The organism is Microcystis sp. M20BS1 (assembly GCF_020245305.1).
In the GTDB taxonomy this organism is placed as follows: Bacteria; Cyanobacteriota; Cyanobacteriia; order Cyanobacteriales; family Microcystaceae; genus Microcystis; species Microcystis ichthyoblabe_A.
In genome coordinates, this window is sequence record NZ_JADBUZ010000124.1 from 1 (window position 1) to 20,853 (window position 20,853).

General features: G+C 41.5%; 19 protein-coding genes and 1 pseudogene. 11 read left to right on the forward strand and 9 right to left on the reverse strand.

Going from position 1 to position 20,853, the window contains the following annotated elements:
- Positions 1–257 precede the first annotated feature (257 nt).
- Together IM507_RS13240 and gifA are read left to right on the forward strand one after the other, a co-directional pair.
- Positions 258–413 carry a hypothetical protein gene (locus tag IM507_RS13240; protein ID WP_287637151.1) on the forward strand — a complete coding sequence of 52 codons (156 nt, stop codon included), beginning with the start codon at positions 258–260 and terminating at the stop codon, positions 411–413.
- Between the two features lie 97 nt (positions 414–510).
- Positions 511–678 (forward strand): glutamine synthetase inactivation factor IF7A, encoded by a 168-nt coding sequence (gene gifA, locus IM507_RS13245; RefSeq protein WP_002739262.1) that lies wholly within the window; start codon positions 511–513, stop codon positions 676–678.
- A gap of 158 nt (positions 679–836) precedes the next feature.
- Here gifA and IM507_RS13250 read toward each other — a convergent pair whose 3' ends face one another.
- Together IM507_RS13250 and ahr are read right to left on the reverse strand one after the other, a co-directional pair.
- Positions 837–1,655: a Uma2 family endonuclease gene (locus IM507_RS13250; RefSeq protein ID WP_123231274.1), complete on the reverse strand. Its 819-nt coding sequence runs from the start codon at positions 1,653–1,655 to the stop codon at positions 837–839.
- A 28-nt stretch (positions 1,656–1,683) separates the two neighbouring features.
- The gene (ahr, locus tag IM507_RS13255; RefSeq protein ID WP_016516931.1) at positions 1,684–2,688 is read right to left on the reverse strand and encodes an NADPH-dependent aldehyde reductase Ahr; all 1,005 of its coding nucleotides are present in this window, start codon (positions 2,686–2,688) and stop codon (positions 1,684–1,686) included.
- Positions 2,689–3,096: 408 nt separating this feature from the next.
- On the opposite strand from ahr, the gene dnaK reads away from it, so the two are divergent.
- The 4 genes from dnaK (at position 3,097) to rsgA (ending at position 7,787) form a co-directional block, all read left to right on the forward strand.
- A complete protein-coding gene (dnaK, locus tag IM507_RS13260) occupies positions 3,097–5,145 on the forward strand; it encodes a molecular chaperone DnaK (protein ID WP_123231275.1) in 2,049 nt (682 codons plus the stop codon).
- Positions 5,146–5,361: 216 nt separating this feature from the next.
- The gene (gene dnaJ, locus IM507_RS13265) at positions 5,362–6,486 is read left to right on the forward strand and encodes a molecular chaperone DnaJ (RefSeq protein ID WP_002738619.1); all 1,125 of its coding nucleotides are present in this window, start codon (positions 5,362–5,364) and stop codon (positions 6,484–6,486) included.
- Positions 6,487–6,488: 2 nt separating this feature from the next.
- Positions 6,489–6,710 (forward strand): sulfurtransferase TusA family protein, encoded by a 222-nt coding sequence (locus IM507_RS13270; protein ID WP_002792863.1) that lies wholly within the window; start codon positions 6,489–6,491, stop codon positions 6,708–6,710.
- Positions 6,711–7,787, forward strand: a complete 1,077-nt coding sequence (gene rsgA, locus IM507_RS13275) for a small ribosomal subunit biogenesis GTPase RsgA (RefSeq protein WP_123231276.1) — start codon at positions 6,711–6,713, stop codon at positions 7,785–7,787. It abuts the gene before it with no gap.
- 142 nt (positions 7,788–7,929) lie between these two features.
- On the opposite strand, the gene IM507_RS13280 is transcribed toward rsgA, so the two are convergent.
- The 4 genes from IM507_RS13280 to IM507_RS13295 all read right to left on the reverse strand — a co-directional run bounded on the left by IM507_RS13280 (position 7,930) and on the right by IM507_RS13295 (position 12,291).
- Complete coding sequence (locus tag IM507_RS13280; RefSeq protein WP_287637154.1) at positions 7,930–9,750, reverse strand: protein kinase domain-containing protein; 1,821 nt, start codon at positions 9,748–9,750, stop codon at positions 7,930–7,932.
- Between the two features lie 459 nt (positions 9,751–10,209).
- On the reverse strand, positions 10,210–10,797 hold the full coding sequence (locus tag IM507_RS13285) for a hypothetical protein (protein ID WP_002739207.1): 588 nt from the start codon (positions 10,795–10,797) through the stop codon (positions 10,210–10,212).
- Between the two features lie 326 nt (positions 10,798–11,123).
- Positions 11,124–12,008: a hypothetical protein gene (locus tag IM507_RS13290; protein ID WP_069474284.1), complete on the reverse strand. Its 885-nt coding sequence runs from the start codon at positions 12,006–12,008 to the stop codon at positions 11,124–11,126.
- A complete protein-coding gene (locus tag IM507_RS13295; protein WP_041804305.1) occupies positions 11,995–12,291 on the reverse strand; it encodes a hypothetical protein in 297 nt (98 codons plus the stop codon). The genes IM507_RS13290 and IM507_RS13295 overlap by 14 nt, the downstream gene beginning before the upstream one ends.
- 144 nt (positions 12,292–12,435) lie before the next feature.
- On the opposite strand from IM507_RS13295, the gene IM507_RS13300 reads away from it, so the two are divergent.
- Together IM507_RS13300 and IM507_RS13305 are read left to right on the forward strand one after the other, a co-directional pair.
- Positions 12,436–13,695: an AAA-like domain-containing protein gene (locus tag IM507_RS13300; protein ID WP_287637156.1), complete on the forward strand. Its 1,260-nt coding sequence runs from the start codon at positions 12,436–12,438 to the stop codon at positions 13,693–13,695.
- A 176-nt stretch (positions 13,696–13,871) separates the two neighbouring features.
- Positions 13,872–15,932, forward strand: a complete 2,061-nt coding sequence (locus IM507_RS13305; RefSeq protein ID WP_123231279.1) for an AAA-like domain-containing protein — start codon at positions 13,872–13,874, stop codon at positions 15,930–15,932.
- Between the two features lie 11 nt (positions 15,933–15,943).
- Here the strand turns inward: IM507_RS13305 and IM507_RS13310 are convergent, their stop codons facing one another.
- From IM507_RS13310 to clpS, 3 genes are all read right to left on the reverse strand, one after another.
- Positions 15,944–16,144 carry a hypothetical protein gene (locus tag IM507_RS13310; protein WP_080601654.1) on the reverse strand — a complete coding sequence of 67 codons (201 nt, stop codon included), beginning with the start codon at positions 16,142–16,144 and terminating at the stop codon, positions 15,944–15,946.
- A 107-nt stretch (positions 16,145–16,251) separates the two neighbouring features.
- The gene (locus IM507_RS13315) at positions 16,252–17,070 is read right to left on the reverse strand and encodes a CPBP family intramembrane glutamic endopeptidase (protein ID WP_002739377.1); all 819 of its coding nucleotides are present in this window, start codon (positions 17,068–17,070) and stop codon (positions 16,252–16,254) included.
- On the reverse strand, positions 17,063–17,350 hold the full coding sequence (clpS, locus tag IM507_RS13320) for an ATP-dependent Clp protease adapter ClpS (protein ID WP_002738526.1): 288 nt from the start codon (positions 17,348–17,350) through the stop codon (positions 17,063–17,065). Before clpS ends, IM507_RS13315 begins: the two co-directional genes overlap by 8 nt.
- Before the next feature lie 200 nt (positions 17,351–17,550).
- Here clpS and IM507_RS13325 point away from each other — a divergent pair, with 200 nt between their 5' ends.
- The 3 genes and pseudogenes from IM507_RS13325 to IM507_RS23700 all read left to right on the forward strand — a co-directional run.
- Complete coding sequence (locus IM507_RS13325; protein ID WP_287637157.1) at positions 17,551–18,051, forward strand: hypothetical protein; 501 nt, start codon at positions 17,551–17,553, stop codon at positions 18,049–18,051.
- 23 nt (positions 18,052–18,074) lie between these two features.
- On the forward strand, positions 18,075–20,180 hold the full coding sequence (locus IM507_RS13330; protein WP_287637158.1) for a tetratricopeptide repeat protein: 2,106 nt from the start codon (positions 18,075–18,077) through the stop codon (positions 20,178–20,180).
- Positions 20,181–20,711: 531 nt separating this feature from the next.
- A pseudogene (locus IM507_RS23700) lies at positions 20,712–20,853 on the forward strand (DUF4351 domain-containing protein); the annotation flags it as partial.

The window sequence follows — 20,853 nt, forward strand, 5'->3', positions numbered from 1 at the left end:
TTCTTGGGCTGCCCATTTCTCCATTTTTTTGCTTACCTCCACCTTAATTCCTTCTTTCAAAACTATACCTATCAATCGTTTCCCCTTTTTTTAAGTTTCTTCTCTTTTTGTTAAGAAAGATCTGACTAATGGATAGCTTAATAAGGGGGGTGCCGATCCCCCCTTAGTCCCCCCTTAATAAGGGGGGTGCCGATCCCCCCTTAGTCCCCCCTTAATAAGGGGGGCATCTGATAATTTTCAACGCCTACCTACTTAGCATGATCCGCTATCTAACATTGGTGGAAGTCCTCGATTTACCTGATCAAATCATTCAACAGTCCCAAGGAGCTATGGATATTCGTCACCTAGGTTCTTTGGAGTCCTCCCGTCTCCCGTCTCCTATTGTAAAGTTTTGTGAATTTTTCTGGGAATAGGGCGTTTTGTAAAAATAGATACAGAATTGTATGTTATATATATTAGTGGGTGATTAAAAAAGTTCTAAACACTATTTGCAGCTCGGAGGAAATGATTATGTCCACAGAACAACAAGCTCGTGCCTTAATGATGCGTCACCACCACGCCGTCAAAAATCGTCAACAATCGATGTTAGGCAGAAGTGCTTCTGAAATCGGTATTGACAATGACAATGGCCACGGGGAAACCGTTCAACGTCGCTTCTCGGCCGACTTCTCTTCCTAAACTTATGATCGCTCTGGTGCTACTCTGAGTTAGGCTCTGAGATTTCGCCAAAGTGTCAGCTTTCAATCTTAGAATTAAGTGAACAATCAGCCCACACAAACCGAAATCGGAAGGTGTGGGCTTTCGATTTTTAGAGATAGGGGTCAGTCTTGGGCCGATTACGGGATTTCATCGGGATTTATGCCTAATTGCCGTAATTGTGCCGCTAAACGTTCCGCGCGTTGACGTTCGCTTTCGGCCTGTTGAGAGGCAGCCCTGGCCCGTTGACGTTCGCTTTCGGCCTGTTGAGAGGCAGCCCTGGCCCGTTGACGTTCGATTTCAGCATTCTGACGTTCGATTTCGGCTAATTCCGCAGGTAGGAGGATTAAATTGCCATCTAGGTCATAAAAACGCAGCCAAGGAGCTTCTTCTCGTTGGATGCTGCCCATCCAGACTCCTAACCATAATCCCAAACGTTGACACCATAACCAACCGCGATGGTCGGGAATAATTTTTTGATAGCATTGATTTTGGTCTAAAGCCCAACCTTGCAGGGAAGTGGCATCAAAGGGATTATAAACAAAGTATTGGGAACAGCGAAAAGTCCGCTCATAGAGGTCTTTTTTGGTAGTTAAATCGATTTTTGCGGTGCTTTCTGACATTAATTCCACGATCACATCGGGATAACGTCCGTTTTCGTTCCAAACCACCCATCCTTGTCGTTTATAACTACCATCGATATCGAGGACAACGAAAAAATCGGGGCCGCGAAAATCTTTATTAAAAACCCGCTCACGGCTAAAGTAAATAAACATATTACCGCCAACAAAAAAGTCCTCTCGATCCTGATAGGCTTGTTCGATAGAATCGATTAACACATTCATGGCCTTGCGGTGACGGTAGGTTTCCAAAGGTTCTCCATCATCAAAAATCAAGTCTTCTGGGGGAATGGGAGGTTCTTCCCAATCGATAACTGGAGGAGTGAGGGGTTGAGTCATCGGGGTTACGTCCGGGATAGAGATGGTTTTATTTTATTTGTAAGACGAGGCGATATTTAGGTTGTCCGGTTCGCAATTTTTCCATGGCTTCATTCACCCGGGAGATAGGATAGGTTTCTGTGACTGGTTCAATGCCATGGCGAGAGGCAAATTCAATCATTTTACTGACGGTACTGGGACTACCCAAAGGACTGCCGGAAATCGATTTTTGACCCATAATCAAGGGAAAAGCGTAGGTAGCCATGGGTTCAAGAACAGCGCCAACAATATGCAGACGACCTTTGGGACGTAAACAGGCGATATAAAGACCCCAATCGAGATTAACGTTAACGGTGGAGATGATGAAATCAAAGTAATTTTGTACCGATTGCAAAGCCTCTGGGTCTCTGGAATTGATAAAATGAGTCGCTCCTAGTTCTTTTGCTTCCGTTTCTTTGTCGGGACTACTGGAAAAAGCGGTTACTTCGCAGCCCCAAGCTTTGAGGAATTTTAAGGCTATATGGCCCAATCCACCAATACCAATGACACCAACTCGGGCCGTGGGTTTAATATTAAATTGGACAATGGGATTAAAGACGGTAATGCCACCACAGAAAAGCGGGCCAGCTTTGGCAGCATCTAACTGGTTCGGCAAGGGAACTAACCAACTATGATGGGCCCGGACTCTTTCAGCAAAACCACCATGGCGACCGACGATAGTTCCTTCGGCAGTGGCACAAAGGTTTTGATCCCCTGACATACAAGTTTCACAGGTGGAACAGGAACGGGAAAACCAACCCAGACCGACTCTTTGCCCTAATTTTAACTCTTTGACTTTAGCACCAAGAGCGGCGATCGTGCCGACCACTTCATGGCCAGGGACAAAGGGATAGGTGGTCAGTCCCCAATCGTTATCGAGCATACTTAGGTCACTGTGGCAGATGCCGCAATATTCCACCGCGATTTCTACATCTTCATCCCCTAATATACCCGGATCGTAGTCAAAAGGCTCTAGTTTCCCCCCTTTTTCTCGGGCAGCATAGGCTCTAATCATGATTAAGTCCTCTAGGATCGGTTTATTGGTTATCTTATCCTAAGTTTATCGAAAATTCGGGTTAAGAAGATTGGGCAATAATTCCACTGCTAGGGACATCAACATCAAGGAAGTCCGCTCGTGATCATTAAAAAAATCTTAAAAACGGCAATTTTAAGAATAGCCAGGGGCGATCGCTAACTGGCAGCATCAGCAAAATTACTGGTTTTGGGTTACTCTTGATATATAGTCCACTACACCAATCTGGTCAGGCTTGCGGACTTTACCGACGAGTTTTGTTAGCCTCGCAGGAAAACTACCAGCTTTCAACCGGGGCAAGATTAGACGAGGTAAAAAGCCCGCTTCTAATTTGGGGATAATTTTTGTCAGCGATTGTATCCTATTAACTATCATTATTATTAGAGCGTCATGGGAAAAGTCATCGGCATCGACTTAGGGACAACCAACAGTTGCATTGCCGTACTCGAGGGAGGTCAGCCGATTATAGTTCCTAACTCGGAAGGGGGAAGGACAACTCCTAGTATCGTGGGATTCGGCAAGGGCCAGCGCCTAGTGGGACAACTGGCCAAACGTCAGGCGGTCACTAATGCCGAAAATACCGTCTATAGCATCAAACGCTTTATCGGTAGGCGTTGGCAAGATACCGAGACCGAAAGGGGACGAGTTGCCTATCATTGCCAACGCGGTCGCGATGATACTGTCAATATCAAAATTCGCGATCGGGAATTTACCCCCCAAGAAATTTCGTCCATGATCCTGCAAAAATTAAAGGCCGATGCCGAGGCCTATCTGGGAGAAGCGATTAACGAGGCCGTGATTACAGTTCCCGCCTATTTTACCGATGCCCAACGTCAAGCCACTAAAGACGCGGGGATGATTGCAGGACTAGAAGTATTAAGAATTATTAACGAACCCACCGCCGCCGCCCTAGCTTACGGTTTAGATAAACAAAACGAAGATCAACATATCCTCGTTTTTGACCTAGGGGGAGGAACCTTCGACGTTTCCATCCTGCGACTGGGGAAGGGGGTCTTTGAAGTGAAAGCCACGGCCGGCAATAACCATCTTGGGGGGGACGATTTTGATAATCTCTTAGTGCGGTGGTTGGTGGAGAACTTTCAAAGCCAAGAAAACATCGATCTGTCCAGCGATCGCATGGCGATCCAAAGACTGCGAGAAGCCGCCGAAAAAGCCAAAATCGAGCTTTCTAGCATGATTAGCACCTCGATCAATCTCCCCTTCATCGCCGCCGACGAAACTAGCCCTAAACACCTAGAATTGGAACTAACTCGCGCTAAATTCGAGGAATTAACCAGGGAATTAGTGGAAAAAACCCTCGGACCCGTACAACAGTCCCTCAAAGATAGCGAACTGCAGCCTAGCGATATCGATCGTGTTGTTCTCGTTGGTGGTTCCACCAGAATGCCCGCCGTACAGCAATTAATCTCCCGTTTCTTTTCTACCAGCCAGATCGATCGCTCTGTTAACCCCGATGAGGCCGTTGCTTTGGGGGCAGCCATTCAAGCCGGAGTTTTAGGTGGAGAAGTAGAAGATATCCTCCTACTTGATGTCACCCCCCTTTCCCTCGGCATTGAAACCCTCGGCGAAGTCTTTACCAAAATTATCGATCGCAATACTACTATCCCCACCAGTAAATCTCAGGTTTTCTCCACCGCTGCCGATGGTCAAACTTCCGTGGAAATTCATGTTCTGCAAGGGGAAAGAACCATGGCCCGGGATAATAAAACCCTGGGTAAATTTCTCCTGACAGGAATTCCTCCCGCTCCTAGGGGGGTGCCACAAATCGAGGTGGCCTTTGAGATCGATGTTAACGGCATCTTGAAAGTGGCCGCCAGCGACCAAGGCACCGGCAAAGAACAAAGCATTTTAATTAGCCATACTGGAGGGCTGAAACCGAACGAAATTGAAAAAATGCGCCTAGAAGCCGAAAAATACGCCGAATCCGATCGCCGTCGTCTGCAAATGATCGATATTCGCCAGCAGTGCGATAGTCTTTTCTATAGCTACGAAGTCACCCTCAGGGAACACAGTCAGTTAGTCGCCCCCGATATCCGGCAACTGGCCGACCAGAAGCGGCAACAGTTGGAAATCGCTCTGCGCGACCCCTCCCTATCCCCAGAAAAGCTAAAAACCACCTTGGCAGAATTTCGTCAGCTTGTCCTCGAAATCGGTACCCGCATCTACACGGGGAGACAAGAGCAAAACCAACCCCTTAACGGTGCTGGGTTTGAATCGATCGATGTCACCGAAAAACTGACTCGACCCACCCGCACCCGGGCTACTTCCTCGAATACCTTCACCAATAGGCCAACCCTCTCCCGCACTAGAACCAGAACCTATAGTAATCTGGAAACTAAATCCACCGAATCGGGCAGTGATGATGATCCCGACGATGGGGAAGAAATGAGCACCAGTGACTATGAGGCCGTAGATTAAAAAGTGATCAGTAATCAGTTATCAGTTATCAGCTTTTTTCTCCCCTTCTCCCCACTTCCCACTTCCCACTTCCCACTTCCCACTTCCCACTTCCCAACCCCTCACCCCCAGCAAAAATAGTAGGGATAACCCAACTAAACTACTATGTATAGTTTGTTAAAGTAACAACTAGACTTAAACTTTATTTATAAATTGCCAGCAGAACCATAGCCCCCTATGCCCACTGATTACTACGAAATTCTAGGTGTCTCGCGAGATGCCGGCAAAGAAGACATCAAACGCGCCTATCGTCGTCTCGCCCGAAAATACCACCCCGATGTTAACAAAGAACCGGGAGCCGAAGAACACTTCAAAGAAATTAACCGCGCCTACGAAATTCTCTCGGAACCAGAAACCCGCAATCGTTATGACCGCTTTGGTGAGGCCGGGGTTTCTGGGGGCGCTGCCGGTTTTGATCCCGACAATATGGGCGGTTTCGCCGATATATTTGAGACAATCTTTAGTGGTTTTGGGGGTATGGGCGGCCAAACAACGGCCCGCCGACGCACAGGCCCTACCCGGGGCGAGGATCTACGTCTCGATTTTAAACTAAAATTCCGCGAGGCGGTCTTTGGCGGCGAAAAGGAAATCCGCATCCGTCATCTGGAAACCTGTCAAACCTGTAAAGGCAGTGGGGCCAGACCGGGGACTGGTTCTCGTACTTGTACTACTTGCAATGGTACTGGTCAGGTGCGTCGCGCCACCCGTACTCCCTTCGGTACTTTTGCTCAGGTTTCGGTCTGTCCCACCTGTGACGGTGCTGGAGAGGTGATCGAGGAAAAATGCGACGTTTGCGGCGGCTCCGGACGTAAACAGGAAACCAAAAAACTGAAAATTACCATCCCCGCAGGGGTTGACAACGGCATGAAGTTGCGCGTTGCCCGGGAAGGAGACGCAGGACTGAAAGGCGGGCCGCCGGGGGATTTATTCGTTTATCTAACCGTGGAAACAGATGCAGAATTTCAACGGGAAGGCAATGATATTAAATCGAATATCTCGATTAGTTATATCCAAGCGATTTTAGGATGTACTATTAAAGTTAATACGGTAGATGGCCAAGAAGACCTGATTATCCCAGCCGGTACTCAACCGAACAGCGTACTGATTTTAGAAAGTAAAGGGGTTCCCAAATTAGGCAATCCCGTCAGCCGCGGTGATCATCGTATTACCGTTAAAATCTCGATTCCTACCCGTGTCACTGGAGAAGAACGGGATTTACTGGAAAAATTGGCAAAAGTTCGCGGGGAAACCGTGGGGAAAGGCGGCATCGAGGGATTTTTAGGTAATATCTTCCATAAATAACTATGACTTTAGACCTGCGCGGCACTCCCTGCCCAATTAATTTTGTCCGGACAAAATTGCAATTAGAGAAAATGCCCGCCGGGGAACGGTTGGAAGTCTGGTTAGATGCCGGGGAACCGATCGAACAGGTTCCCACTAGCCTGACCGTGGAGGGTTATCAGATAGAATCGATCGAGGACCGAGATAGCTTTTTTGTGCTCAAAGTCTATCGCCCCGATTCCTAAATGGTAGATGCACAATTAACCGATTTATACGGCACAGTGGTGGCTGTACAGGCGAATTTCTATCAGGTACGCTTGGATTCTGCCGTTATGGGCGAGAATCTTCTCTGTACCCGTCGCGCTCGCTTGCAAAAAATCGGTCAGTCGGTCATGGTTGGTGATCGGGTGCGCGTGGAGGAGGCCAATTTTGATGATCGGCAGGGTGCGATCGCAGAAGTTCTCCCCCGCAGTACCGAGATCGATCGGCCGGCCGTTGCCAATATCGAGCAGATTTTGCTAGTTTTTGCCCTTGCTGAACCCGTTCTCGATCCTTGGCTGATCAGTCGTTTTTTGGTGAAAGCGGAGTCCACAGGCTTAGAAATTGCGGTCTGTGTCAATAAAATTGATCTGGGGGAACCGGAACAAATAGAGATTTGGAGCGATCGCCTAGCTGGTTGGGGATACCAGCCTTTTTTTGTCAGTGTGGAGAAAAATCGGGGATTTGAGGCTTTATTGGCACAATTAAACCATAAAATCACTCTCTTGGCCGGTCCGTCCGGGGTGGGAAAATCGAGTTTAATTAATTGCCTAATTCCTGAGATTAATCAACGGGTGGGGGATGTGTCGGGAAAACTGCAAAAAGGTCGTCACACTACCCGTCATGTGGAGTTATTTGCTTTACCAAATCGGGGTTTATTGGCCGATAGTCCGGGGTTTAACCAACCGGATATTAACTGTTCACCGGAACAATTAACTTTTTATTTTCCGGAAGTGAGAGAGCGTTTAGCTTTAGGAAATTGTCAATTTAATGATTGTACTCATCGTCGGGAACCTAACTGTGTGGTGAGGGGAGATTGGGAACGTTACCAACATTATTTAGAGTTTTTAGAAGAAGCGATTACACGAGAACAGTCATTGCAGAAAACTAGCACAAAAGAGTCAAGTTTAAAGTTAAAAATTAAAGAAGCAGGGCAAGAAACCTACGAACCCAAATTAGCTAATAAAAAATATCGTCGTCCTTCCCGTCGCGGCAAAAATCAAGATCAGGAACGCTACGAAAATAAAACTCTCCGAGATATTTATAATGATGATTCTGAATAGAATCGGTTAGGATACTTTTATCTTCAGGGTTAATTTATAAATACTTTCTAAAAATGAAAATTTAACAGCAATGACTGTATCTATGGGTTTTTATCTGAACTATTTTTGATTTTTATTCTCGCCCTTTTGCAATTAATTCAACTTATCTACGAACTAAATTTTTAAGAGTTCTAGAGTTGGCTATTTTCCATGTTCCCTCGTCATTTTCAAGATTATAGCGAACCAATAAGGTACTTAAACCACTATTCTTTTGATCAATTTTACCCTGACTGTTATAGAGGGTTCTTTCTTCAGTAACCACCACATCCACTGTAGCTTGATCGCCAGAGGTTGTAAAATTATTAACTGAATCTATTCTCTGAACTCCATAGATATAATAAGCGCCATTATTAGCTAACCATTCGGAAGAACTTTCTTGACCATCAGAGCTTTTTATTTTGTCATTATAAGCTTTACCTGTAAGTAATTCTTCTCCTAAATAGGTTTGATAGGAAGGACCGAAAATATCTCTTTTTGCCTTTAACCAGCGCTCGATTAAATCCACCGCTTCTGAACGAGAAATAGAGTTAACTGTCTGTTGAGGAACAGGTGAATAGACGGGTTCAGGACTGGGGGAATAGACAGCTTCAGGACTGGGTGAGGTATCGATGACACCTTGGGTGATTTTAACTTGATTAAAGTATTTAATTAGTTGCCTTTGTAAATCTTGAGCGCGATTTAAGTCACTAAAAGTTGCTACCTGAATATTACCATCATTAACAAAAGCATCGCTACAAAAGTTATTTTTAACTCTCTCTAAACTATCCTCATCAGTTACTACAACTTTATAGTAAGTATCGGTGATATTCTCATCTCCACAGACAGGTTTAGGAAACTCATTATTAATGGTAATATCTGAGTCTTGATTCTCTGGGGAAGCTGACGGAGAAATTGATTTATCTCCAGAAGAATTTGAGAGATAATGACTTAAGACAAAACCACCTAAAATGCCAGTACCGATCATACTCCCTATAATTATCGCTTTCACCCATTCAGGTAAAGTGCGGGGATTAGAAACAGGTTTTGAAGTTACAGGAGAAATTACTTGAGTAGGAGCGAGAGGAGGAGTGGGGACAACGATATTTGTTGCTACAATTGATGGGGTATTTTGTAGCGCTTCTAACATCTCTTTTGCGGTTAAATAACGTTCGTTAGAGCGCAGTGAAATAGTTTTATCTAGCACGGCTGCTAAACTGATATTAGTATTTAAAGCGAACTGCCGCCAATAAATTTTTCCTGTCATCGGATCGCTCTCTAACATTTCAGGAGTTTTGCCGGTTAGTAGATAAATAGCCGTCAATCCTAAAGCGTAGAGATCACTACTATAAACCGGACGACCGATCGCCTGTTCTGATGGCATAAAACCCGGAGTACCGATAACAATAGAATTAAGAGAATGGCCCGAATTAGAAACCACCGTTCCCATAGTTTCTTTAACCGCACCAAAATCAATTAGGATCGGTAAATTATCATAAATCCGTAGAATGATATTATCGGGTTTTATATCTCGATGGATAATTTTTTGTCCGTGAACATAAATTAAAACCTGTAGAATACTAACTAAAATCTCTTTGACTTGATCATCGCTAAAAACTCCTTTACTCTGTATTCTTTGGCTGAGAGTTTCCCCCTCGATAAATTCCTCGACTAAATAAAATTGATTATTTTCCTCAAAATAAGCGTACAGTTTGGGAATTTGAGGACTATTTTCGCTCAATTTTTCTAGGATAGCCGCTTCTCGCTCAAATCTTTCTTTGACAAGATTGTGAACCTGGGGATTATCATTAATCGGTTTTAGCTGTTTAATCAGACAGAGACGTTTTGAAGGCATTTGGCTATCTTCTGCCAAAAAAGTCTCTCCGAAACCACCATCGGCAATTAATCGCAGGACTTTGTAACGATTTTGTAGAATTAAATCCGTCATGGGGAAACATTACCGTTTACTTAACAATCTTCACCGATAACTAATAACTGAGGTGATGGTAGGGCAAATCAGATAAAGAGGGTATTTAATTGGCCATTTATTTTGATAATCTAAATCCATCTAGACCACAAATGTTGCATCCTGTAATAAAATTTAACATTTAGCGGTAGAAACATCCCATTTCGACAACATTTGTTAACATTTTATGACTTTATCTATCTAGTGTAAAAAGCTGATTTCTTGACACACATAAGCTAGAAGATAGCGCAGTTTATCAATGAACTTTTTCCCTAATTTTTGGCAACTTTTGCTAATTTAAGACTAGATAAGAACTCTTGTAAAAATCGGGTTAAAAGTTGATCGAAAGCTGTGAGGATATCTTTTGTTAATTCAAAAACACCTGTTTTGATATCAATGGCTACAATAGAATGAATGAATGGTTTAGTTTTTGGAAGTCCTTTATACCTTAATCGAACTAGGTTCATCGACGGCTGCGATAATGCGATGACAACCGGAAAAGGGTTGCGCCCATTGATACTGGTGTTCTAAAGGATTACCCCAACAGAGGCCGAGATATAATTCTGTACGCGCCACATCTAACTCCGCCCATTCGGACTGGGCGACTAATTCAGCTAGAGAATCGGCAGAAATGGGAGGACGGGAGTTAAGCGCCCACCAAAAATTCATATTAGGGGTGATACTGTTCCAAAACTCTAAAACGGAAGCTTTGGCAGCCATGAGAATTTCCTTGTCACCCGCGACGGGAACTAATTGATTATGAATTTCGGGATAACGAAGAGTGCGATCGCCCCATTGACAAACACGCCAGATAATGCCCGAAACCTGATATTTTTGTTGATAATCGTGAACTTGACGGCGAAAATCCTGATAGGCGAAGACTTTGCCCACCTTTTCTAGATTGATCGCCTTGGCAATCACCGGATTATCAATGCGCTCCGCCGGAGAGAGTAACAGACGTTCCCCTTTGCAAGTGGCGTGCATTTCTCGATCGAGGATTTCAATTAACTGCTGTGTCGAGTAAGCCATACTACCGCTCTTACCTGAGAGAGGATTTCTTTTTATAATAAACTCGAATTTCCGTAGTGGAAAGGCTCGATCGCTAGAAAATTGTCATTCATCGGACATATCGGCAGCATACCCCTTAATACTTATGGGCGAAAAAACCCCTCAAAACACCTGTCAGGGAGAGAAGACAGTCTAACTGCTCGGTTTTACATCGGTTACTTTTTTTCTGGTCCAGATGGTGAGAATTGTCAGGAAAAGTCAACCCATCACTCCCCCTCAAGGATTTTTATCAATTCCAGTTAATCGATCAAAAACAGTACAAGTGTATTTAATTAACTGGCCGACGTTTAATTTATCGTACTATTCCCCTGTTCTATTTCTCCCAGTCTTATTAAAATTTCTGATTGATCTGGGTGATTTCTAATTTTATTGATCTCTTCATAAGTAACCTCCATAATATCAAATAATAACCATATTAATATTTCTCTCTTCTTATTCTCGTCACTAAAATTTCCCCCGATGATAGCGTTTAATCTTCCTTGATATTTCTCTTGCGTTTCTTTCAGGGTAAATCTACTGATTAATTCTTGGATGTATTCCTGAAGAGTAACTATTTGAAAACAATTAAATCTAGGCTTGATAGAATTATATAGGCTGGTTCTCTTCTTTAGCAGTTTCGTATCTAAAGGCTTAATAATAGATATTTGAAATCCTTGGTACAACTCTAATAGCTTTTTGATCAGACTGGAGACAGGATTAATTGTCGATAGGCTAAATCCACCCGTTACTTGGTCGATTTGTTCTAAATTAGGGTTTAAGGAACTAATAATAAAACCGAAGACCAGAGCAATGATTAAACCAACATATACATTATCCTCGATTGAGCTTAATAGAGAAAATATAAATTGAATAAAAAGGTATAAGAGTATTGATATAAGAACTTTGAGAATTAATAACCTAACAAAAGTATTTAAAAAATCCTTTTTTAAATCGGGAAATAAATGACGAATCCTAAAAGCTGAGAAATAGCTACTTCCAGTTTCAACTGCTACTCCAATAATTATCGCAGTCACGACAAAAGGCCACCGATCTTCTCCCAGAAGTTTCCGTATTTCGCTGAAAAGATCGGTGGCAGCAGTTGTCTGAGAATCTACCAAAAATAGGTAATGGGTGAATGAACTGAAAAAAGGAAACTTGTCTAATTCCGTTAGAACCTGACTACAAAATACCATTTACCCTCAGCCAACGAGTTTTCCAAGTGGGAGTAAAGATTTTGTAGCTTTCTTCTTCATTGACTTTGATATAGCCTTTGTCCGCTAGTTTTTCTAATTTATCTTGTAAGTCAGCTTCTCCAATTCTATCTGTTTCAATTTCAAAGCTCAAGGCAGTGGCAGCCCTAACTTTGAGTAAATCAGATAAAAGAGACTTCTCCGCGGAGGTTAAATAATTGTCAGACTTAGCTGAAGTCCCAGAATCACCCTTGTCTTTGGACTTAGAAGGAAATATGTCAAGCATTCTGTTTTGTGTAGTTTATAAATACACTTCGACCAGTACATCTTGATCCTCAGTCATGACTCTCTGAGTTCATGACTGAGAATGACTGAGATATGTCTGAGTTTTTTGCGATAAAATAGAGATTGCGTCGATTGATGGAAGTTTATGGGGCGATCGCTTAAAGTAAAATCAGAATATATCCCTAGAGTCAAACAAGCAGTTAAACTCAATGGTTACGCAAGTCAAGAGCTGCTTGCTGAGGAGTTAGGATTCGCAAGATCGACTATTAGCCGTTTTCTTAACGGTAAATCGATTAGTAATCTCAATTTTTTTGAAATTTGTCAAAAATTAGGCCTTGATTATCGAGAAATCGCTGACTGGGATAAGTTGGAGGAAACACCGGCTGCCACGTCTGAGGATGAGGGAGAAAACCGGGCTGCGGATTTTTCCAAGTATGTTGAACGTCCTCCAGTGGAACAGCTTTGTCTGGAGACGGTGAGTCAAGCAGGTTCATTATTGCGGATTAAATCAGCCAAGGGGATGGGTAAAACCCTATTAGTCGATAGAATTTTGAGTCAAGTTGACAAAAGACAGTATAAAACCGTCAGTTTGAGTTTTTTACAAGCAAGTAAAGGAATTCTCGGCGATTTAGACCGATTGCTCTCTTGGTTTGCTTTGATTATTTCCAAGAAATTAGGGTTAGCAGCTCTCTTTCAGGAAAAATGGCAAGAAGGATTAGGACTTTATAGCTGTACTGCCTATTTTGAAGACCATTTGCTCAAAAAGCTGGATAAACCCCTAATTTTAGTTTTAGAGGAGATAGATAGTCTCTTTACCTATACCAGCGTTGCTGACGATTTCCTTAGTTTATTTCGTCTTTGGCATGAGGAGGCAAAAAATAATAATACTTGGCAAAAGTTACACTTAATTATCACCTACTCCACAGAAAACTATGTTCCTGTTGACCTGAATAAATCTCCTTTGAATGTTGTAGGAACAGAAATACTGTTACCTGATTTTACTCTAGAACAGGTCTTGACTCTAGCTAATAAATATCAGGCTAACTTGGGAAAAGATGAACTGCAAAAAATAATTAATCTTGTCGGGGGACATCCCTATTTAATCCAAAAAGCGATTTATACGATTAGCCAAAAACAACTGTCTTTAGCAGATTTTTTAGAGACAGCAGCCACGGAAGCGGGAATTTATGGGGATCATTTGCGAGGACATTTGCTAAACTTACAAGAACATCCAAACCTAGCAGCAGGAATGAAAAAGGTTGTAGAGTCGTCTTCTCCCGTTGATTTAGGTGCAACAATTAATTGGCAACTTCATAGTTTAGGATTAGTAACCTTTGTGCAGAATGCTGTTCAACCCCGTTATCCACTATACAGCGACTATTTTAGGTATCGCCTATCCTCCTAAAATCCAATATATTGAGTTAAACTGTTGTACATCTAAATCTAATATTCGTTTTCACCTGTTCCCCGTTCCCCCATCGAACCCAGAACTTTAAATGCGGACTAGCTTAGGGACAGATAACCTTTGATTAAATTATTCATCGAACTTAACCAATCAGACAAATTGCTAATTTTAATGCTATGGCGACCAATTTTTATTATGTTGGAGGCAGCGTCCCCCTAAATGCACCTAGTTATATCAAGCGGGAAGCAGATGATATATTTTATAACTATCTAAAAAATGGACAGTATTGCTATGTGTTAAATTCCCGTCAGATGGGAAAATCAAGTTTGTGGGTACAGACACAAAAACGACTGAAAGAGGATAATATTGATTGTGCTACCATTGATTTGAGTGGTATAGGAAAAAACATCTCCGAAGATATTTGGTATCGAGTATTATTTGAGCAACTGGTTAAACGCTTCAATCTTTCTATTCGGGGAAAAGAGCAAACTTGGTGGGATGAACGAGCCTATAAATCAGCTATTAATCGTCTTGATGAATTTGTTGAAGAAATTCTCTTAAAGGAGGTATCCCGACCTATTGTTATCTGTTTCGATGAAATTGATAGCGTTCTGAGTTTAAATTTTTCCACAGATGATTTCTTTGCTTGGCTGCGTAGCTGTCATGAAAAACGTCCTTATAATAGGGATTACCAACGTCTAAGCTTTTGTATGTTGGGGGTATCGGCAGTTTATAACTTTATTCTAGATAATAATCGTAGTCCTTTTAATATTGGTCAAGATATTCGATTATCTGGATTTACTATAAAGGATGCCAGAAAACTTGCCGAGGGATTGCAGGACAAAGTTATCGCACCGCAACGGGTTTTAGAGGAGGTTATAGAATGGACAGGTGGACAACCATTTTTAACTCAAAAAATTTGTAATTTAATCTCCACATCTCGCCCTGAATTTGGCAAGGAATCCCCAGCAAACCCGATTAATGTCGGCGATTTTATCCAGTCGCAAGTAATTAGTAACTGGGTATCTCAAGATAGTCCAGAACACCTAAAAACTGTTCAGAATCGTTTATTAAATAAGCGTGTCACGGGTAGAAGAATGCTGAAGCTTTACCTAGAAATTTTAAAAAATGGTGAAATTACCGATGATGGTAGTCGCGATCAAATAGAATTACGCTTAACGGGATTGGTAGTTCAAGACCGACAAAAGTTAAAAGTTTATAATAAGATTTATAGAAATGTTTTTAATGAAAATTGGGTGACAACGGAATTAAATAAAATCCCTGCATACTACGAAAAAGTAGATCAACTAGATAAAATACTATTAAGGACTGAATTTGATGAGAATCAAAGAGCAGCTTTAATTGAGGAAATTCCAGCTTGGACAGGTGGTAACTGGGAGTTAACGATAATAGTTATCCTTTTGCTAATCGACAATAAAAATGAGTTACGAGAAGGACAAGAAAAACCAAAAATTGAACAATTGATTCAGAAAAATATTGTAGAAAATTGGTTACAAAATAAAGCAGCAGACCATCTCCAGAAAATACAAAACAGTCTCTTAACTCCTGATAAAAATGTTAGGTCAAGATTAGAAATCTATCAAGAAATTTTGCAGCAGGGGGGAGTCTTTGCTGATAACAAACCAGAAAAATTGGCACTTCAGCAAGCAGAATTAGTGATTAAAAATGATGAGTATCTAGAAGTGACCAATCGAATTTATCAAGAGGTATTTAATATTCAATGGGTTAAACAAGAATTAGAAAAATTAGTTAAGGAGGAGGATTCTACCTTTTCGTCGGTACTATTACTACTTGGTACGTTTATTATTTTGTCCTTATTATCATTGCTACCACAAAGAACTCCCGATAAGGAACCCTCACCTAGTATTCCAGAAATTTGTACTAAACGAGATTTTAATATTAGCTTAAACAGGACTATTCAACAACTGCAAGAATTGGAAAGGAAACAAGGTGATCAGTTTCCTGAAAAGTGTGGGACTCAATTAACTGAATTAAGGTTAATTCAGCAAGCAATAGGACTAGCTGCCAATAATTTTGTCGCCGATGTGCCGGGTAGAGAAGGTGCTTTTGAAATTTTGTGCAAAATCCCCCCAACTTCTGATAACTTTAAAGAAGCTCAATTTTGGGCAAAACGTTGGTATAATGACAGAGCTTGGAAATCGGATATCGATCGAGCTTTGCAAGATAATCTAGATTGTCAAAAACTTATTGAATAAACATCAATTTTTTAATTACTAAATACTCCATTACCACCCGTTAATTCCTCGGATAATGATACTCGGATTCCTTCCCCTCCCCGTGACCAAAATAAAAAGAATAGGTCAGAAACATTGAAGGATTGACTCCTGACAACAGGAGAGGAATTAACCTGTGGGTTCTTTTGACGTAAAACAATTACTTGCATATAGTAGAGGAGATTGCCAATCATTAGCCAGAGAATTAAACTAAAAATAACCCATCAAAAATTGAAATCGGCTATAACTCTCATGGGCAATTTCCCCTTTATAGTAATTGATTTAATCCCCTATCGTTCACTCAAAACTGCTTTTTTCTGATCCAGATAGCTAGAATTGTCAGGAAAAGTAAACCCATAACTCCCGCTAAAGGATTTTTATCGATTCCAGTTAACCAATCGGGAACAGTACCAGTGTATTTAATTAACTGACCCACATTTAATATATAGTATGCCCAGACTAAACCCGCGTGCAGACCGATACTTTTACCCAAATTACCACCACAGGCGCGTTTTGCCCAACCGAGAATCAATCCTAGCAAGACTAAGGCAGGAAATTGGGGAAAAGTGCGGATAATTTCGGCTAAAGGTTTAATAAAGTGAGCAAGAGCGAAAATTAAGGCACTAATCACTAGAGCGATAGCGGGACGATAATCCTTTTCCAATTCTCCCAGTAACCAGCCCCGAAATAGCAATTCTTCCGCAAAACCCACCGCTAAAGCGACTAAAAACCCCTCCAGGATGATTTTGCTGATTTGGGGATTTGCGGGTAAGAAATTTAACCAACCTAGGAACCCTTGGGACAGAAAAAGCGAGAAAGTGAAAAATAGACCGATCTCTAACCCGTTAATTAACTTGATCAGCGTTTTTCTTCGCCAAATCAACCCATAATCGGCTAATCCCTCATCACCATAAATTGTCCGTCCCCACCAATGGGATAACCCCAAAAATTCCAGATAGAGAACAGAAAGGGTCAAAATTGAGACAAGATTGGCATTAGTGGCAAAAAAGTGATAGAGGGGAAGTGCGATCGGCAACCAGAGAAAAAGTAGGAGCAAAATAAAAATTCCCAGTCGCAGGGGGACTGGGTAAGTGGCAATTACCCGTAATCTTTTATTCATCGGGTTCGATGCTGCTGGTTAAACCTTTATTTTTCAAGGTTTCACAGTAAAACTCCGCGTGTTCTTGGATGCAGGTAATCACCAAGGCCGTACCATTAGTGTGCGCTTCCATCATGATATCAACTGCTTGGGGTTGCGTCATACCGGCGATCGTTTGCATTAAACTCTGAACCACATACTCCATCGAGTTAAAGTCGTCATTGTGGAGTAAAACGCGATAACGCGGTGCTGGTTTACGGATTGTCGCTGTGGAACGCTTTTCGATGACTTCTGTGGACACCGTTTCTCTCCTTTGAATCTATATCACGAATACAAGTCAATTACTTAATGATCATAATCAAAATTTCCAGATTGAGCTAGGCTTTTTCTGTGATCCGTGAGGGGGTTGGGTGTTGGGGAGTGGGGGACAGCCAAAGGAATGACATTTTTAGATGGATAGATCATAATTGAATTAACCCTGTAATTTAACCTTATTTCTCTATGTCTGCTGGCGAATTACAAAATCTCGATAAAAATATTCAACGCTTGAAAGAACAATTAGCGGGAAAGCGAGACATTTTAGTCACAATCGGACCGGAAGAACAAGTTAGGATCAAGCAGCAGATCGAAGATTTACGCCGACTAATTCGGGATTTTGAACGAGAAAAATGGGATTTAGTCGCCAGCGACAGTCAAGAAGCATCTTTTCCTGATGCCGAGGTAATGGTAGCAGAAATTGTCACAGAATTGACGGCAATTACCAAAGAACCACCCCCAGAACTTGCTTCTGCACAAATCTTAGAATTATTAAATCAAATTCTGGCTAAACTCAATCAACCAGAGCGATCGGCAGCAGCCAAATTAAAAGCGGCCATATCTACTATACCCCCTTTTGTTTCCCTGACCTACGAAGCGGAATTAGATACTGAGTCAACTTTTAAGCGTTATTTTCCCACATTTAATCGTGTGATCGCAGGAGTGAAAAATCGTCTAAAAAAGTAAGTATTCCCTCTATACCTAGTAATGTGGGCAAAAGTACGGTTAATTTTGTCGGGAGGGAAGATGAGTTAACCTTAATTCATCAGAAATTGCAAACAGAACAAGGGGTGATTGTTTGCGCGGTGGAAGGGTTAGGGGGAATAGGAAAAACCGCTTTAGCTTTGGAATATGCGAAACGATACCAACAGGAATACGCGGCACAATATTGGTTATCCTTGCGACTATCGGGTTTAGCAGAAGAAATAGTTAAATTAGCTGGTCCCTATCTATCTTTACCAGAAATATTGAAAAAAGAATCTTTAGAAAAACAAGTGGACTGGTATTGGCAAAATTGGCTACCTCAGCAGGGAAAATTATTATTAATTCTCGATGATGTCCCCAATATCGACCGAATTCCCGATCGAATGTTACCAAAAGATTCTAGGATTAAGATATTAGTCACCACTAGGGAAAGGTGTCTTAGTACGGAATTTCAGTCTATAGCTTTAGATGTTTTACCCTTGGATAAATGTGTAGAATTATTAACCAAAATTGTTGGTACTGCTAAAGTTGAGCAAGAAAAAGCTTTAGTAGAACAGATTTGTCACGAAATTTTAGGACGCTTAACCTTAGCAGTGGAGTTGGTGGGGGAATATTTAGCCAAAAATCGTCATTTAAAGTTTAGCCATTTACGCAATAAATTAAATTTAGCTCATACTGCTTTAACTAAGGAAAGAAACCACAGAGATTATGGACATTTAGGGGTAGCAGCCGCAATTAAAATCAGTTGGGATGATTTAAGTTCTGCTGGTCAAAAAGTGGCAATGCTGTTAAGTTTATTCGCACCGGTGGCTATTGCTTGGACGTTGCTAGAAGATACGGCAAAATCCACAGAAATTACCGAAAGCGAACTAGAAGAAGCGCGGGGACAATTGGATAATTCTCATCTGATGCAACCCGTGGATGAGGACTATTCTTTTTATCGGATTCATCCCCTCGTGAGAGAATTTTTTCAAGAGAAATTACAGGCAATTACTGAGATAAATTCTCTTTATCGATGCGCTTTTGTGGAAACTTTGTTAACCATTGCTAAAACTATCCCGCAAACCCCCACAAGGGAGATTATTGCAGCAGTAACTCCCGCAATTCCCCATCTGCAACTTGTCAGTCAAACCATGTTAGATGATATTCCCAACCCGGAAGATAATTTAATTCAGGTGTTTCTTGGGTTAGCTTTGTTTTATAAGGGACAGGGAGAATATAATTTAGCAGCAGTTACCTTAACAAAATGTTGTGAAGAAATCCAATCTCGCTTAGGAGAAAACCATCCCTATGTTGCTGACATTTTCAATAATTTAGCAGGATTATACCGCTCCCAAGGCAGATACGCAGAAGCGGAACCCTTGTATAAGCGCTCCGTTTCTCTGATAAAACAGCTATTAGGAGAAAACCATCCTAGTGTTGCTACCAGTGTCAATAATTTAGCACTATTATATCAATGCCAAGGCAGATACACAGAAGCAGAATCGTTGTATAAGCACTCCCTTTCTCTAAGGGAACAACTATTAGGAGAAAACCATCTCGATGTTGCACAAAGTCTCAATAATTTAGCAGAATCATACAAATACCAAGGCAGATACGCAGAAGCGGAACCCTTATGTAAGAGATGCCTTTCTCTGATAAAACAGCTATTAGGAGAAAAAAACCCCTATTTTGCTACCAGTCTCAATAATTTAGCAGAATCATACAAATACCAAGGCAGATACGCAGAAGCGGAACCGTTGTATAAGCGCTCCCTTTCTATGCGGGAACAGCTATTAGGAGAAAACCATCCCGATGTTGCTACCAGTCTCAATAATTTAGCGGGATTATACAAATACCAAGGCAGATACGCAGAAGCGGAACTGTTGTATAAGCGCTCCCTTTCTATGCGGGAACAGCTATTAGGAGAAAACCATCCCGATGTTGCTAACAGTCTCAATAATTTAGCAGAATTATACAAATACCAAGGCAGATACGCAGAAGCGGAACCGTTGTATGTGAGAGCTATTGCTATTTATCAAGAAAGATTAGGAGAAAATCATCCCCATACCCAAACAGTAAGGCAAAATTTTATGATTCTGTTGTCGCGATTATCCGATAAAGAATTATAGTAAAGATTTCCCGATGAGATAGTTAATCTCTTAAAAAGTATCAGGTAATTAAAAGATATATCCGTTAAATAGTGCTGGCTTAATATTAGTAAATTCTTGCTAGAAAGGAGTTTTAAACTGCCATTGAGGTTGATAGACTATCCCGCTTAACGCAATTTTTCTTCAATCAGTTCACGCGATTGGTTTTCTGGGTTTTGATTGCCAGAAGGCATCTTTAGCAGAGGCGATAAGCTGACTAATTTAACAGCAAATGTCAATATTTATCTTTATCTAAGCAGATTTTAGAAAGTTTTTTTGTCGATGTTAATGTTAATTATCAGTAGTCGGAGATAAAATCTTGAGAAATGTCAATTATCACTATTCTTACTGACCCTCAATAAATTAGAATCAGATCATAAATGCGATCGCTTGCTCAATTCTCGATGATTAATCTGGAGGCTAAAATCAGCAACTGAGGCAATTAACCTTTTTCAAGCTACCGAGTTTAGGTGGTAGTCACTGATAACTGATAACTGGTAACTGATAACTGAAATGACTCGCTTTATTTGGGATAAATTTAGCAAAGACTTCCTAGAAACCCTTCTTTCTCCCTACGGTACAGTAGTTGTCAGCAAAGAAGTCACCTCAGAAATTAAAGAAATTGATGTGTATTTTAGTCCTAATATCTCTGAAA